General features: G+C 69.3%; 15 protein-coding genes. 3 read left to right on the forward strand and 12 right to left on the reverse strand.

Features of this window, described 5'->3' with window-relative positions:
* Positions 1 to 12 precede the first annotated feature (12 nt).
* The 9 genes from gspD to gspG form a co-directional block, all read right to left on the reverse strand.
* Positions 13 to 2,217, reverse strand: coding sequence for a type II secretion system secretin GspD (gspD, locus tag ACG04R_RS19630; RefSeq protein ID WP_394414718.1), 2,205 nt, complete (start codon positions 2,215 to 2,217; stop codon positions 13 to 15).
* Between the two features lie 2 nt (positions 2,218 to 2,219).
* Positions 2,220 to 3,113: a type II secretion system protein N gene (gspN, locus tag ACG04R_RS19635; protein WP_394414721.1), complete on the reverse strand. Its 894-nt coding sequence runs from the start codon at positions 3,111 to 3,113 to the stop codon at positions 2,220 to 2,222.
* Positions 3,113 to 3,643 carry a type II secretion system protein GspM gene (gene gspM / locus ACG04R_RS19640; RefSeq protein ID WP_394414724.1) on the reverse strand — a complete coding sequence of 177 codons (531 nt, stop codon included), beginning with the start codon at positions 3,641 to 3,643 and terminating at the stop codon, positions 3,113 to 3,115. The genes gspN and gspM overlap by 1 nt, the downstream gene beginning before the upstream one ends.
* Complete coding sequence (gene gspL / locus ACG04R_RS19645; protein ID WP_394414727.1) at positions 3,643 to 4,887, reverse strand: type II secretion system protein GspL; 1,245 nt, start codon at positions 4,885 to 4,887, stop codon at positions 3,643 to 3,645. Before gspL ends, gspM begins: the two co-directional genes overlap by 1 nt.
* 79 nt (positions 4,888 to 4,966) lie before the next feature.
* Complete coding sequence (gene gspK, locus ACG04R_RS19650; protein ID WP_394414730.1) at positions 4,967 to 5,938, reverse strand: type II secretion system minor pseudopilin GspK; 972 nt, start codon at positions 5,936 to 5,938, stop codon at positions 4,967 to 4,969.
* Positions 5,935 to 6,546 carry a PulJ/GspJ family protein gene (locus tag ACG04R_RS19655; protein WP_394414733.1) on the reverse strand — a complete coding sequence of 204 codons (612 nt, stop codon included), beginning with the start codon at positions 6,544 to 6,546 and terminating at the stop codon, positions 5,935 to 5,937. Before ACG04R_RS19655 ends, gspK begins: the two co-directional genes overlap by 4 nt.
* A gap of 3 nt (positions 6,547 to 6,549) precedes the next feature.
* A complete protein-coding gene (gene gspI / locus ACG04R_RS19660) occupies positions 6,550 to 6,906 on the reverse strand; it encodes a type II secretion system minor pseudopilin GspI (RefSeq protein WP_394414736.1) in 357 nt (118 codons plus the stop codon).
* A gap of 3 nt (positions 6,907 to 6,909) precedes the next feature.
* Complete coding sequence (locus ACG04R_RS19665) at positions 6,910 to 7,380, reverse strand: pilus assembly FimT family protein (RefSeq protein ID WP_394414739.1); 471 nt, start codon at positions 7,378 to 7,380, stop codon at positions 6,910 to 6,912.
* Positions 7,352 to 7,774, reverse strand: coding sequence for a type II secretion system major pseudopilin GspG (gene gspG / locus ACG04R_RS19670; protein WP_394414741.1), 423 nt, complete (start codon positions 7,772 to 7,774; stop codon positions 7,352 to 7,354). The genes ACG04R_RS19665 and gspG overlap by 29 nt, the downstream gene beginning before the upstream one ends.
* Positions 7,775 to 7,827: 53 nt before the next feature.
* Here gspG and ACG04R_RS19675 point away from each other — a divergent pair, with 53 nt between their 5' ends.
* A complete protein-coding gene (locus ACG04R_RS19675) occupies positions 7,828 to 8,427 on the forward strand; it encodes a hypothetical protein (RefSeq protein WP_394414743.1) in 600 nt (199 codons plus the stop codon).
* A 4-nt stretch (positions 8,428 to 8,431) separates the two neighbouring features.
* Here the strand turns inward: ACG04R_RS19675 and ACG04R_RS19680 are convergent, their stop codons facing one another.
* Positions 8,432 to 9,505 carry a nicotinate-nucleotide--dimethylbenzimidazole phosphoribosyltransferase gene (locus tag ACG04R_RS19680; protein ID WP_394414745.1) on the reverse strand — a complete coding sequence of 358 codons (1,074 nt, stop codon included), beginning with the start codon at positions 9,503 to 9,505 and terminating at the stop codon, positions 8,432 to 8,434.
* Positions 9,506 to 9,537: 32 nt separating this feature from the next.
* The gene (gene ilvA, locus ACG04R_RS19685; protein WP_394415003.1) at positions 9,538 to 11,058 is read right to left on the reverse strand and encodes a threonine ammonia-lyase, biosynthetic; all 1,521 of its coding nucleotides are present in this window, start codon (positions 11,056 to 11,058) and stop codon (positions 9,538 to 9,540) included.
* A gap of 305 nt (positions 11,059 to 11,363) precedes the next feature.
* Between ilvA and ACG04R_RS19690 the strand changes: the two genes are divergently transcribed.
* Entirely contained in the window at positions 11,364 to 11,795 is a 432-nt protein-coding gene (locus tag ACG04R_RS19690; RefSeq protein WP_394414747.1) for an OsmC family protein, read from the forward strand.
* Positions 11,796 to 11,806: 11 nt separating this feature from the next.
* Here the strand turns inward: ACG04R_RS19690 and coq7 are convergent, their stop codons facing one another.
* Positions 11,807 to 12,469 (reverse strand): 2-polyprenyl-3-methyl-6-methoxy-1,4-benzoquinone monooxygenase, encoded by a 663-nt coding sequence (coq7, locus tag ACG04R_RS19695; RefSeq protein WP_394414750.1) that lies wholly within the window; start codon positions 12,467 to 12,469, stop codon positions 11,807 to 11,809.
* A 196-nt stretch (positions 12,470 to 12,665) separates the two neighbouring features.
* On the opposite strand from coq7, the gene ACG04R_RS19700 reads away from it, so the two are divergent.
* Positions 12,666 to 13,691 (forward strand): porin, encoded by a 1,026-nt coding sequence (locus tag ACG04R_RS19700; RefSeq protein ID WP_394414752.1) that lies wholly within the window; start codon positions 12,666 to 12,668, stop codon positions 13,689 to 13,691.
* Positions 13,692 to 13,789 lie beyond the last annotated feature (98 nt).

The raw sequence follows: 13,789 nt of genomic DNA on the forward strand, positions 1-13,789 counted from the left end.
CGACGCTCGGCCTTACTGCTGCGGCTGTGGTGGCACGATCTTGCCGACCGGCGCCTTGGGATCGGGCAGCACGGGTGCGCCGGTGTCGGGCAGCAGGACGCTCTTGGCGGGCTGCAGGTCCTGCTGTACGGCGCGGATGCTTTCGTAGCGGCTCAACGAGATCTCGTTGGCGCTATCCGCCGTGCGCAGTACGACGGGGCGCAGGAAGACCATCAGGTTGGTCTTCACGCGCTTGCGGCTCTTGCTGCTGAACAGGTTGCCGATGACCGGGATCTTGGACAGGCCTGGCACGCCATCGTCGCCGTCGCTGTACTCGTCCTTCAGCAGGCCGCCCAACACGATGACGTCGCCGTTGTCGACGACCACCGAGGTCTCGATGGCGCTCTTGTCCAGCGTCGGGCCGTTGGTGCTGCTGCTGGTGCCGGACACGACGGAGGAGTTCTCCTGGTAGACCTGCATGCGGATGGTGCCGCCTTCGCCGATCTGGCTCTTGATCTTCAGCGTCAGGCCGACGTCCTTGCGGTCCACCGTCGTGAACGGGCTGACCGTGCTGGAGCTGCTGGTGCTGCTGGCGTAGGAGCCGGTCACGAAGGGCACGTTCTGGCCGATGACGATGCGGGCTTCCTCGTTGTCCAGCGCGATCAGGTTGGGCGTGGACAGCACGTTGGCGCCGCTCTGGCTCTCCAGGAAGTTGGCCATCGCGCCCAGCGTGTAGTGGGTGCCGAACTTCTTCAGCACGCCGAGGTTCAGGCCCGCGGGGGCGGAGCTGGAACTCAGGGCCGTCGTCACGCCGGAGGTGCCGCTGGCCACGGCCGCCGTGGCGGTGATGATGTTGGACAGGCCCGTGCCGAAGTTGGTGCCGGCGCCGGTGATGGAGCCGTCGCCGCTGCTGCCGAACAGGTTCTGCCACTGCACGCCGAACTGTCCGGCCTTGGTGTTGTCGATCTTGACGATCAGCGACTCGACGTAGACCTGGGCGCGGCGCGCGTCGAGCTGGTCGATGACGGCGCGCACCTGGCGGTACAGCGGCTCGGCGGCCGTGATGATGAGCGAGTTCGTCGACGGGTCGGCCTGCACGAAGCCACCGGTGGACGGGCCGGCCGAGGCCGACAGCGGCGACGTCGAGGCGGTGGACGCGCCGGTCGTGGACGTGGTGGTGCCACTGGTGGCGGTGGGCGTCGTCGCGTTGCCGCCGAAGCTGGTGTTCGTGCTGCCCAGGCCGCCGCTGCTGGTGCCGGTGGTGCCGTTGCCGCCCGTGCCGCCGGACGCGGCCGCGGCGAAGGCCGCGCGCAGCACGGTGGCCAGCTTCACGGCGTCGGCGTTCTTCAGGTAGACGACGCGGATGTTGTTGCCACCATCGGTGCTGGGCTGGTCCAGCTTGTCGACCATGGAGCGCACGGCAGCCAGGCGGGTGGGGTTGCTGGCGCGCAGGATGAGGCCGTTGGAGCGCGGGTCCACCAGCACGCTGACGGCGCTGCTGCTCTGGCCTGGCACCGCAGCGCCGGCCGTCTGGCCGCCGTCGGCCAGGCGCTGCACCAGCGGGGCGAGGTCGGCCGCGACGGCGTGCTTCAGCGGCACGATCTCGATGTCGCTGGTGCCCGGCGTGTCCATCGCCGCGACGATCTTGGCGATGCGCTGCAGGTTGTCCGCGTAGTCGGTGATGACCAGGCTGTTGTTGCCCGGGTTGGCGTTGATCGTGTTGTTGGGGCTGATCAGCGGACGCAGCACGGCGACGAGGTTGTTCGCGTTCTCGTGCTGGATGCGGAAGATCTGCGTCAGGATCTGGTCGCCACGCGTGTTGCTGGTCTCGACGGCCACCGAGCCGGCCTGCAGCTTGGCGTCGGCCTCGGGCAGCACCTTTAGCAGCCCGGCCGTCTCGACGACCGTGAAGCCCAGGCCGCGCAGCGCGGCGAGGTAGTTGCGGTAGGCCTCGGCCACCGACACCGGCTGTTCGCTGTAGACGGTGACCGTGCCCTTGACGCGCGGGTCGATGATGATCTGGCGGTCCAGCATGACGCCGATGGCGCGGGTGACGGCCTCGATGTCGGCGTTGACGAAGTTCAGCGTGACGGGCGAGCTGGCCTTGACGGCGGGGCCCTTGCCTGCGCCGGGGCGGCTGCGCTGTACGGTGGCGTTGTCGGGCTGCGCGAACGCGCTGCCGGCGCCCAGCAGCAGGGCCGTGATCGCAACGGCGGTGGCGGTGCGGTGGAGATTCATGATCATCCGATCGTCAAGACGGAACGCGCCCCCTGGCGGCGTCCGATGATGTTCAGCAGGTTGTTGAGCGCTTCCTCGCGGCCCGGCGCGGCACCGGCCTCGCCGATGAAGCGGCTCTTGCCGCCCGGGATCACCGTGCCCACGCCGTTGAGCTGCAGCGCTCCCTCCAGCGTGGACAGGCGCAGCGTGCTGACGCCGGGGTTGCCCGGGTCGGCGTTCAACGTGAAGCGGTAGCTGCCCAGCGGCGCGACCGTGGACACGCGCGAGGACAGGTTGAGCAGGTCGAACTGCAGTTCGCCGAACTGGCGCCAGCGGCCCTGCACGGACTCCAGCCGGAACTCGCGCGCCGACAGCCGCAGCGAGCCGCCCAGCTGCAGCGTGTTCCACGGCGTGCCCAGGCCCGACAGCACGCCGGCCGGCAGCCGGGCCAGCCAGTCGGCGCGGTTGTCGACGCTGATCTCCATGCGACCCAGGCCGGGCTTGATGCCCAGCAACAGCTCGCCGTTGATGCAGCAGTCCTGCCGCGCGGCGAGCTGCAGGCCCAGGCCCTTGATGCCCATCTTCCAGTGCAGGCGGCCTGGCAGCGAGGCTGCGTCGCGGCTGCCCGTGCCGCCGGTCAGCACCAGCGCGCCCGAGCCGTTCCAGATGCTGCCGCGCGTGTCGACGAGCAGCAGATGCTCGCCGGTGGCGGACGCCAGCGTGCCCGCCAGCCAGCTGGCCGGCGCAAAGATGACCAGGGCACCGATGAGGCCGATCACCGCGCCCACGATGCCCCAGCGCCGCGACGCGTCGTGGCGCACCGAGCGGCCGCCGGAGCCCAGCGTGCTGGCGCCGAACACGGAGTCCTGCACCGTCGTCAGGGGCGGTGGCGCCGACTTCTTCTTGAACCAGCGCATCAGGCTCCCCCTCCCAGCGTCAGCACGAGGGTGCCGGCGTAGCCCTTGGGGCCGCGCGTCAGCTGGGCCTCGACGGGGCGTGCGCGGGCGGCCGAGCGCACTTCGCCCAGCCAGGCCTGCAGCGCCGGCGGGGTGATGCCGTTCAGCGTGACGACGGCGCGGTCGCCGGTCAGGTTCAGGCGCGCGACGGCGCCGAGGTGGTCGACCGATGCCTTCAGGGCTTCCTGCGCCTGGGCCGGCGGCACGGGCTGGATCTTGCGCAGCGCCTGGGCCTCCTGGGCCTGGGCCTGCATCTGCTGCAGCTGGGCCTCCAGCTGTTCGAGTTCGGCGGGCGCGGTCTTCAGCGTGCGCAGCGCGGGGGCCAGCAGCACGCTCCAGGCGAGCAACAGGCCCAGCACGATGGCGACGGCGCCCAGCGCGAGGCGCTCGCGTTCGCCCAGGGACTGCCACTGCGTGAGGGCCTGGGCGCGCAGGTGGCGCCACTGGGCCTGGAAGTCGCCGCTGGCGGCGGGAGAGGTGAAGCGGGCCATCAGCGTGGTCCTTGGGCGCTGGCGCGGCTGAGGGTCAGCTTGCCTTCGCTGGCGTCGAGCAGCCAGCCGTCGCTTTGCAGCTGGCTGCGGAAGTTGTCGACCTGGGGCTGGCTCCAGCCCTGGGCCGACACGGTGAGTCGGCCGGGCTCGAAGGCCAGGGCCTCGGCGGGCGGCCGGTCGGCCGGCCAGGCGGCGGCGGCGGCGCCGAGCAGGGCCTCGAGGTCCTGCTGGCCGACGCTGCCGGCGCCGACGCGCATCAGGTCCAGCTGCTTCTGCATCTGCACCGGCGCGTCAAGGATGGCGCGCACCTGCGGGAAGGCGCCGGTCAGTGTGGCGGTGATGGCTTCACGGCGCGCGGCCAGCTCGCGGTGCTGATGCCAGGCCCACAGGTTCAGGCCCAGCAGCTGCACGACCAGCAGCGCGCCCAGGCCCCAGCGCACCGGCTGCCAGGGTTTGCGCATCAGGCTGCGGCTGATGAGGCGCAAGGCCCGCACGCCGCGGGCGCGCGGCGCGAGTTCGAACTGGCGCAGGTCCCAGGCGTTGTCGATGACGCCCAGCGCGCGCTGCGCCGGCGTCAGCACGCTGACGGTGGTGCCCAGCCAGCGCTCGGCGGTGGTGGCGATGCCCGGCGTGGCCGTCCACTGTGCCGCCTGCACGAGGGCGGGCGGGAAGAACTGGCGCGGCATGCCGCCTTGCAGCGGCAGCGTGGCGACGCCGTCGACATGGCTCCAACGCAACGAGATGCCGTCTTCGGCCGTGCCGTTGTGGGCCTCGAAGAAATGGCCGCGCGGCAGCTCGTCGGGCCAGGCCAACGGCGCGACGCGGTCGACGAAGACGTTGGCGGCGTCCAGCTGGGCGAGGTGGTCGGCCAGCCAGGGCTTGGAGGTGACGGCCACCCAGGCGGCGTCGCCGCCGGCGGCGTCGGGCTCGAGCGCGAAGTGCAGTGTCTCGGGTTCGTCGAGCAGCGCTTCCTCGAGCTTGCCGGCCAGCGCGGCGCGCATCTGGCGGCCGGCGCGCGGCAGGTCCACGCGGCGCCAGCTGATGTCGGACTCGGGGACGATGGCGATGACGCTGTCGGCCGTCGGCAGTGCGGTGGCGGCCGAGCGGCCTTCACGGTCGATGTGGCGGCCGTCGGCGGTCAGCGCCCAGTCGTACTCGTGCGCCGGCTGGGACGCCGCGGGCGCGGCTTTGCCCAGGGCGCGCAGGCGCGTCCGGGGGGGCAGGAACAGCAGCAGGGTGCTCATAGGGGCTGAAAGGCGCGGCGCATTCTAGGAGGGGGCTGTAGCGATGGCGGGCGGATCAGGGACGGCGTCAAAGTTCTTTTCACTGGTCGAGCAGCTGGCTGACGCGCTCGCGGGCCAGCACGGTGGTGGTGCGGTTCTGGCGCTCGACCAGCGATCGCTGCTCCAGCTGGCGCTCGTCCAGCCGCAGCCGCCCGGTGACGATGAAGTAGGACGAGTTGACCGACGCCCGGCCGGTGGCGATGGTCGTGTTGGTGGGCAGGAAGGGCAGGGCGTCCGCCGTGGTCTTGAAGGCCTTGCTCTTGCGCCCCTGCACGACGCGCTCGGCCGAGGCGAGGTCGATGTTGAGCAGGGCCCGGATGACCTCGCGTGGCGCCGTGTTCAGGTTGACCGGTGTGGCTTTGGGCAGCAGCACGACGTAGGGCTGCAGGCGCTTGATCGTGTCGGCGTCCAGGCCCAGCCAGGAGAGCTGGTCCAGCCCGGCCGGCTGCAGAGGCCCGCTGGTGACGGTGGTGACCGTCGCGCTGCTGGCGGCGGCGCTGGCAGCGCTGGCGGCCGCCGGGAAGGCAGCGCGCAGGCCGGTGATGATGAGGGCTGCCGTGCCGGGCGGCGCGTTGACCTGGCTGCACAGCAGCTCCAGCGTGAGCTTCTCCTCTTCCGGCACCTGGGGGCCGCCCACCAGCGCGCGCAGGTTGTAGTGGCTCTGGGCGTCCTCGATGTAGCCGGACAGGAAGGCCTCGGGGCCGTCGTCGTCGCCGGCAGTGCTGCCGTCGGCGGCGAGGAAGGTGGACAGGCGCGACTCCGCCAGCGGCGTGGCCCAGAAGTCGTTCAGCTCGTCCACCGCCGGCGAATCGGTCTTGAGGATCAGCCGGGCCCAGTCCAGCGCGCCCTGCAGCACCCAGGCGCTCTGCGCCCGCGCGCGGTCGGCGGCCTCGATCTGCACGGCGCGGTACTGCTGCCAGACCATGCCGCCGGCCAGACTGGCGATCAGCGTGACGATGATCATCGCGGTCAGCAGGGCGGCGCCTCGCTGGTGGTGTCGGCGTTGCGTCATCGGACGGTGACCTCCAGTTCGCGCGTCACCGCGCCGACCAGGCCGCTGCCTTCGGCAAACTGCATCGCCACCCGCAGCCCGGATGGCGGCACCGTGGTGTTGGGGTTGACCGGGCCGTTGGCGGTGTTGCCGGTGGACTGGCAGTTGCTCCACGCGTTGCCCCAGAAGCAGTAGAGCTGCCAGCCGGCCACGCCGTCGAAGGCGCGCAGCGCCGGGTTGCGCTGGGACAGCTGCTGCAGGCCCAGCTGGCGCTGGTTGTCGAGGTCCTGCACGGTCAGCACACTGGGGCTCTCCCAGCGCCACAGGCTGCCCTCGCGCAGGCTCCAGACGACGACCTGCAGGCCGGCGGTGGCCTGCCGCGTCAGCACGAGGTTGGCGCCGTCGAATGTCAGCGGCTGGATGGGGCTGTGGCTGTCCTGCACGGCGCGCAGGTCGACCTCCCATTGCGACATCACGGTCTGCAGCCTCGCGGTCTGCGAGAGGTGGCTCTGCGCGATCTCGCGGCTTTTCACCAGTGCGTCGATGCCGCGCCAGGCCATGGCGGCCATCGTCGCCATGACGACCAGGGCGACCAGCACTTCGACGAGGGTGAAGCCGCGGCTGCGCATCTTTTAATGACCCACGATGGTGGTCAGCGTCAACATGGGCAGGCCCTCGTCGTTCTCGACGGAAGCGTCGACGCGCTTGAAGTTCTGGTTGGGCGTCTGCGTGACCTTGAGCTTGCCGCCGTAGGTGCGGCCCAGTTGGTCGCAGCTGAAGCTGGTCTCGCCGATGCTGAGCTGCTGCTGCGTCAGCCGGATCTCGGTCAGCACGTTCTCCGCGCACCACTGCGCCGCACTGACCTGGGCCAGGCGATCAGCGTTGTTGGCCAGCGCACCGGCGGCCTTGATGCCGGCGCCCAGCGCGATGGCGACGATGACGAGGGCCACCAGCACCTCGATCAGCGTGAAGCCGCGTTGCGTGTGCATCTTTTACTGGACGACGTCGAAGGCGGACAGGCCGTCCGTGGCAAGCATGACGCGCTGGTTGCCCAGCTGCAGCAGCAGGCGCTGCGCCGGGATGACGGGTTCGGGCCCCAGCACCAGGCCGGGGTTGACGGCGCTGGCGTTCTCGATTGTCACGGCCACCGGGTCGCCCAGCCAGCGCGACGGCAGCTGCAGCGTGCGTGGCAGGCCGTCGAAGTGGAAGTCCTCGCCCGTCTTGACGGCCTTGGGCACCCAACGCACGGTCAGGCCCGAAGCCCGGCTCTCGGCGCGCGCGGTCTCCAGCAGCGCGGCCAGGCGCTGGGCCTCGCGTTGCAGCTGCAGCTCAGTCGGGTCGCGCAAGGACAGGGAGATCGTTGCGCTGGCGATGGCGATCAGGGCGACGACGACGAGCAGCTCGATGAGCGTGAAGCCGCCGGCCCTGCCGGCCTCACTGCCAGGAGCCGATGTCCGCGTCACGGCCCTCGCCGCCGGCGCGGCCGTCGGCGCCAAAGCTGTAGACATCGACCTCGCCCTTCACGCCGGGGTTGGCGTACTGGTAGGGGTGGCCCCAGGGGTCGTTGGGCAGCTTCTCCAGATAGTTCTTCCAGTTCGGCGGCGGCGTGCCGGCCGTGGGCTTGTGCACCAGCGCGTCCAGGCCTTGCTCGGCGCTGGGGTAGCGCTGGTTGTCCAGCTTGTAAAGCTTGAGCGCCTGCATCAGGTTGTTGACGTCGGTGCGCGCTGCGGTGACGCGGGCGTCCTCGGCGCGGTCCAGCACGTTGGGCACGACCAGCGCCGCCAGCACGCCGATGATGACGAGCACCACCAGCAGTTCGATCAGCGTGAAGCCGCGGGAAAGGGGGGAGCGACGCATGGCAGGCAGGAGAGAGCGCTGAGGCAGCGGTGAGCGGGCCATCATAATGGGCCATGGTTGCTCGATTGATGTCGTTCTGGGTGTGGCTGCTGCTCGGCGGCTCCGTGGCCTACTGGGGGCTGCAGCTGTTCGCGCGGCCGCTGGCGATGCCGGCGATGGTCGTGTCTGCCGGCGATGGGCAGGCCGGCTCGGTCGACCTGAGCCGACTGCTCGGCTCCGGCGTGCCCGAGGCCGCGCCGGAACCGGAGGCGGCATCCACGCGACTGCGGTTGTTGGGTGTCGTCGCGCCCAAGAGCGCCAAGGCCGCGGAAGCCGGTGAGGGCGTTGCGTTGATCGAGGTGGACGGGATTGCCCGCACGGTGCGCGTCGGTGCTGTCGTCGATGGCGATCTGCGCCTGTTGCGAGTGGATGCTCGCAGCGCCGGCCTGGGCCGGTTGGGTCAGGCGCCCACGCAGACGCTGCAGATCAGCCCGCCGGCCTCGCCCGCGACCGGTTCGCTGCCGCCGGCCGCGCCGTCGCCCGTTGTGCTGGGCGGCAATCCGCCGGGGACGAGTGCGCAGATGCCGTCTCCGCCGCAGATGACCCAGCCGGGCAATGGTGGCCTGCCGCTGGCCGGAACACCGCCACCGCCGGGCGGCCAGCAGCCGCGCTGAGGGCTCAGGCGCCCAAGGTCGGCACGTACGCGCCCGGCTCGGGCCGCGGCGCCAGCCGGGCCTCGGCCACTTCGTGCAGGTCGGTCAGCAGTGCGGCGGCCGAGCGGATCATGGGCCAGGCGAGCGCGGCGCCGGTGCCGTCCGCGCTGTCCATGCCCAGTTCCAGCAGCGCCGAGGCCTGGAACAGCGCCAGCGCTTCGTCGAGGCCGCGGTGCACGTGGCTGCGGCAGAACACCGCGTAGTCGGTGACCGGTGCGCAGATCAGCGACGCCAGCTTGAGCGCCGCGCAGGCAGCGATGCCGTCCACGATGATGAGGCTGCGCTTGCTGGCCGCAACCAGCATGGCGCCCACCATGACGGCCAGCTCGTGGCCGCCGAAGGCTGCCAGCAGGTCCATCGGGTCCTTGGCGTCGCGGTGGCGGGCCTGTGCGCCGTGCAGCACGCCGAGCAGGTGGGTGAGATCGTCCTGACGCATCGTCGGGCCGGAGACGACGAAGTCGCGCACCGGCTGGTCGGCCAGGCGGGACAGGATCAGCGCCGCGCATTCGGACGAGCCCTGGCCCATGGCCGCGCAGGCCAGCACGTTTCCAGGCAGGTTGTCGGCGATCTCCATGCCGACACGCACGCCGGCGTGCGCCTGCTCGACGCTCATGGCCAGCGCCGTGCGCGCGTTGCGCGTGCCGTGGGCGACCTTGCGCGCCAGCAGCCGGGCGTGCGGCGGCAGGTTGTCGGCGACGCCGCAGTCCACCACCGTCAGGTGCAGGCCTTGCAGCCGCGCGAACACCGACACCGGCAGCTGCGCGTGCAGTGCCATCTGCACCTGGTCCCGCGTCGCGCGGCCCCACTGCGCACCGACGCCGTCGACGACGATGCCGTGGTCCGACGCGAACAGCGCCAGCACGGGGTCGCGGAAGCGCGGCGTCAGGCTGTTCTGCACGAGTCCGAGGCGCACGGCCAGCGGTTCCAGTTCGCCGAGGCCGCCAGCGATCGCCGAGCGGCGGTCAACGCGGTCACGCAAGGCCTTTTCCAGCTCGGGATTGGCGGTGGGGGAGATCAGCGACTGTTGGGCGACGGTCATGGCGCGGGCGTTGTCAGAACCCGGATTTCAACTCAACCCAGGAACAAGCGGTAGACCGGGTTCGTTGTTTCGTCCTCGAATGGGTAATTCAACCCTCCGAGGAACTCGCGCAGTGCCGCCGAGTCGCCCTTGGGCACCTGGATGCCGACGAGGATGCGGCCGTAGTCCGCGCCCTGGTTGCGGTAGTGGAAGAGGCTGATGTTCCAGTCCGGGTGCATGGTGGACAGGAACTTCATCAGCGCGCCGGGCCGCTCGGGGAAGACGAAGCGGTACAGGCGCTCATTCTTGGCCAGCTCGCTGCGGCCGCCCACCATGTGGCGCACGTGCTGCTTGGCGAGCTCGTCATTGGTCAGGTCCAGTGTCTGGAAGCCGGCCTTGGTGAAGGTGCGCGCCAGCTTGGCGGCTTCGTCCGGCTTGGAGATGCCGATGCCGACGAAGATGTGCGCCACGTTGGCGTCGGCGATGCGGTAGTTGAATTCGGTGACGCTGCGTGGGCCCAGCAGCTCGCAGAAGCGCTTGAAGCTGCCGCGTGCCTCGGGGATGGTGACGGCGAACAGGGCCTCGCGGTGCTCGCCGACCTCGGCGCGCTCGGCGACGAAGCGCAGGCGGTCGAAGTTCATGTTCGCGCCGCAGGTGATGGCGATCAGCGTCTGGCCTTTGGCGCCGGTCCTGGCGGCGTACTGCTTGACGGCGGCGACGCTCATCGCGCCGGACGGCTCGAGGATGGAGCGCGTGTCCTCGAAGACGTCCTTGATGGCGGCGCAGACGGCGTCGGTGTCGACGACGATGTAGTCGTCCACCAGCTCGCGGGCGATGCGGAAGGTCTCCTCGCCCACAAGCTTGACGGCGGTGCCGTCGGCAAAGAGGCCCACGTCGTTGAGCGTGACGCGCTTGCCGGCCTTGACCGAGCGCAGCATGGCGTCGGAGTCGGTCGTCTGCACGCCGATGATCTTGATCTCGGGCCGCAGCGCCTTGACATAAGCCGCGACGCCGGAGATCAAACCGCCCCCGCCGATGGCGACGAAGATCGCGTCGATGGGGCCAGGATGCTGGCGCAGCAGCTCCATCGCGATGGTGCCCTGGCCGGCGATGACGTCCGGGTCGTCGAAGGGATGGACGAAGGTGAGGCCCTGGGCCTGTTCCAGCTCCTTCGCGTGGCCGTAGGCATCGGTGAAACTTTCACCGAACAGCACCGCTTCGCCGCCCAGCGCCTTGACGGCGTCGACCTTGACCTGCGGCGTCGTCAGCGGCATCACGATGACGGCGCGGCAGCCCAGCTTTCTGGCCGAAAGCGCGACGCCCTGGGCATGGTTGCCTGCCGACGCGCAGATGACACCGGCGGCGCGCTGCTCGGGCGTGAGATGCGCCATCTTGTTGTAGGCGCCACGCAGCTTGAAGCTGAACACGTCCTGCTCGTCCTCACGCTTGAGCCAGACCTTGTTGGCCAGGCGCTTGGACAGTTTGGTGGCCGCCGTGAGGTCGGTCTCACGGGCGACTTCGTAGACCCGGGCGTTCAGGATGCGCTGCAGGTAGCTGCTGCCGGGCGGCAGCATCGCAGGCACCTGGGACGTCGCCTTCGACGAGGCGGGCGGGCGGCGGCGCGAAGGGGCGCTCATCGGGTCTCCATGGAGTCTTGTTGCGGCGCCGCATGATAGGGGAGCCCCTTCATGCGGCGCCGCCTTCCGCCTTCGGCGAAAAAAAACCCGAGCTCTTGCAAGCTCGGGTTGAATCCACCATGGAGGCGGTGGAGGAGACAATCGGTGCGAAAGCGTTTTCGCGTGCTTGCAGTTTAACGCCGAGTTATGCTGCGCTGCAATATATTTTTGTGTGACAAATTGGGCGCTACCTCTAAATGAGCATGGAATGCACTGTCAGTTGGATGGGGCCTGAAGGCCCGAGCGGCATGACCTTCGTGGCCGAGACCGGCAGCGGCCACGTTATGGCCATGGATGGCGCGCCTGACGGCGGCGGCCGCAACCTGGCGCCGCGCCCCATGGAGACCGTGCTGGCCGGCACAGGTGGCTGCACGGCCTACGACGTCGTCCTCATCTTGAAGCGAGGCCGTCACGACGTGCGCGGTTGCAAGGTCGTGCTGAAGGCGGAGCGCGCCACCAGCGATCCCAAGGTCTTCACGGCCATCCACTTCCACTTCGTCGTCAGCGGCAAGGGGTTGAAGCCTGAGATCGTTGAGCGCGCGGTCACGCTCTCGCACGAGAAGTACTGCTCGGCGACGGCCATGCTGGCCAAGACCTCGGCGATCAGCACGTCGTTCGAGGTCGTGGAAGTCTGAGCCGGGGCTGATCAGACGTGGTGTGCCACGGTTGTCATGACTTTGGCCGCCACGCGCATCAACCCGCGAACCGGGCCGGGCAAGGGCAGGGCGCCCGCAGCGAGCGCCGCATCAGCGTGCTCGGCCTCCTCGCGCTTCATCTGATCCACGATGGCCCGCGAGGCGGCGTCTCCCTCTGGCAGGCGGTCCAGGTGCGAGGCCAGGTGGGCCTCGACCTGGCGTTCCGTCTCGACGACGAAGCCCAGGCTCCAGCGGTCGCCCGCCAGTCCCGCCACGCTGCCCCAGGCGAAGGCGCCGGCCCACCATAGCGGTGCAAGATGGCTGGTGTGGGTGCCCAGTTCGGCCACGCGCTCGGCGGTCCAGGCCAGGTGATCCAGCTCATCCTCCGCCGCGTGTTCGAAATGACGGCGCAGTTCATCGCTGCGACTGAACAGGGCCTGGGACTGGTATAGCGCCTGGGCGCATATTTCTCCGACGTGATTGACCCGCATCAGCGCGCCGGCCTCGCGCATCCTGGCGGCGCTCAAGTTGCTCGAATCCAGTGCTGCCGACGGGGATGTGCGTGCTGCCCGCGCAGGCGCGAACACTGTGCGCAGCCCCGAATCCAGCGCACCCAACAGGCGGTCGCCAAAGCTCAGCGGGCGGGAACGGTTCTGGCGTGTGGGCGAATGCATTCAATTAACACGTGCTGATGTGAGGAAATCGTGACAAAGCGGTTGTCGTTGTGGAACGGCAACGGGAACACACAATTTCATATCCGTGAATTCCCGAGGCGCCCAAACCTGTAGTGGAATACGCGCACTTCCTCACAGGAGGTGAGCCGCCCCGCCGTCTCGGCCGGTGGCTCGGATGAATACCTAGGAGTATCGAATGAAGAAAGCTCTGATTGCCCTGGCCGTCCTCGGTCTGACCGGCGGCGCTGCTGTTGCGCAATCCTCCGTCACGCTGTTCGGCGTCATCGACGCGGACGTGAAGTATGTCAAGACTGGCGACACCACGCTGAAGAAGCTGGACTCCAGCGGCCTGAACACCAGCCGTCTCGGCGTGCGTGGCACGGAAGACCTGGGCGGTGGTCTGAAGGCCGGTTTCTGGCTGGAATCGGAAATCAACACCGACACCGGTGTTGCGGGCGCTGCCTCCGGCGGTGCTTTCTGGGCCCGTCGCGCCACGGTGAGCCTGTCGGGTGACTTCGGTGAAGTCCGCCTGGGTCGCAACAAGACCGCTTCGCGTCTGCACTTGGAAGACTTCGACCCGACGGCCTTCACGGGTCTGGGCAGCGTCAAGGCTGTGTACAACAACCTCGGTAGCGGCAACAACACGGCTTTCGACCGTGCTGACAACCTGGTTTCGTACTCCCTGCCGACGGAAGGTCTGGGTGGCTTCTACGGCGGCGTGGATGTCGCCGCCGGCGAAGGCACGACCTCCAACAAGCACCAGTCCGTGCGCGTTGGCTACAAGGACGGTCCTCTGCACGTGTCCGCCACTTACGCCAACGCTTATTCGGCCACCGATAAGTACAAGCTGGCCTCTGTTGGCGTGTCGTACGATTTGGGCGTCGCCAAGCCGTCGTTCGTCTACACGGAAGGCAAGTACGGCGCCGCCAAGCAAAGCATCTGGACGGCTGCCGTCGTTGCTCCGCTGGGCCAGGGTCAAGTTCAGGCTTCCTACACGGACTCGAAGGCCAACACGGCTGCTGACGCCATCAGCGGCGTGGGCGACGCAAAGCTGTTCGCCGTCGGCTACGTCTACAACCTGTCCAAGCGCACGGCTCTGTACACGACCTACGCTCAGATTGAGAACAATGGCCTGGGCCGATTCGTTGTCGCTGGCGCGCCTGCCGCTGCCAACGGCCAGAAGTCCAGCGGCTTCGACGTCGGTATCCGCCACAACTTCTGATCTTGGCGGCGCGACCCTCCGGGTCGCGCCCCTGTCAGCCAAAGCCGCCTTCGGGCGGCTTTTTCTTTGTGCGGGTCGCCTTTGAGACAGGGGAATCG

Origin of the sequence: Pelomonas candidula (assembly GCF_043555985.1) — a bacterium.
GTDB classification, from domain to species: Bacteria; Pseudomonadota; Gammaproteobacteria; order Burkholderiales; family Burkholderiaceae_C; genus Pelomonas; species Pelomonas candidula.

Coding starts and splice junctions, on each gene's coding strand:
- gspD (WP_394414718.1), bottom strand. CDS start 2,217: ATGAATCTCCACCGCACCGCCACCGCCGTTGCGATCACGGCCCTGCTG.
- gspN (WP_394414721.1), bottom strand. CDS start 3,113: ATGCGCTGGTTCAAGAAGAAGTCGGCGCCACCGCCCCTGACGACGGTG.
- gspM (WP_394414724.1), bottom strand. CDS start 3,643: ATGGCCCGCTTCACCTCTCCCGCCGCCAGCGGCGACTTCCAGGCCCAG.
- gspL (WP_394414727.1), bottom strand. CDS start 4,887: ATGAGCACCCTGCTGCTGTTCCTGCCCCCCCGGACGCGCCTGCGCGCC.
- gspK (WP_394414730.1), bottom strand. CDS start 5,938: ATGACGCAACGCCGACACCACCAGCGAGGCGCCGCCCTGCTGACCGCG.
- ACG04R_RS19655 (WP_394414733.1), bottom strand. CDS start 6,546: ATGCGCAGCCGCGGCTTCACCCTCGTCGAAGTGCTGGTCGCCCTGGTC.
- gspI (WP_394414736.1), bottom strand. CDS start 6,906: ATGCACACGCAACGCGGCTTCACGCTGATCGAGGTGCTGGTGGCCCTC.
- gspG (WP_394414741.1), bottom strand. CDS start 7,774: ATGCGTCGCTCCCCCCTTTCCCGCGGCTTCACGCTGATCGAACTGCTG.
- ACG04R_RS19675 (WP_394414743.1), top strand. CDS start 7,828: ATGGTTGCTCGATTGATGTCGTTCTGGGTGTGGCTGCTGCTCGGCGGC.
- ACG04R_RS19680 (WP_394414745.1), bottom strand. CDS start 9,505: ATGACCGTCGCCCAACAGTCGCTGATCTCCCCCACCGCCAATCCCGAG.
- ilvA (WP_394415003.1), bottom strand. CDS start 11,058: ATGCTGCCGCCCGGCAGCAGCTACCTGCAGCGCATCCTGAACGCCCGG.
- ACG04R_RS19690 (WP_394414747.1), top strand. CDS start 11,364: ATGGAATGCACTGTCAGTTGGATGGGGCCTGAAGGCCCGAGCGGCATG.
- coq7 (WP_394414750.1), bottom strand. CDS start 12,469: ATGCATTCGCCCACACGCCAGAACCGTTCCCGCCCGCTGAGCTTTGGC.
- ACG04R_RS19700 (WP_394414752.1), top strand. CDS start 12,666: ATGAAGAAAGCTCTGATTGCCCTGGCCGTCCTCGGTCTGACCGGCGGC.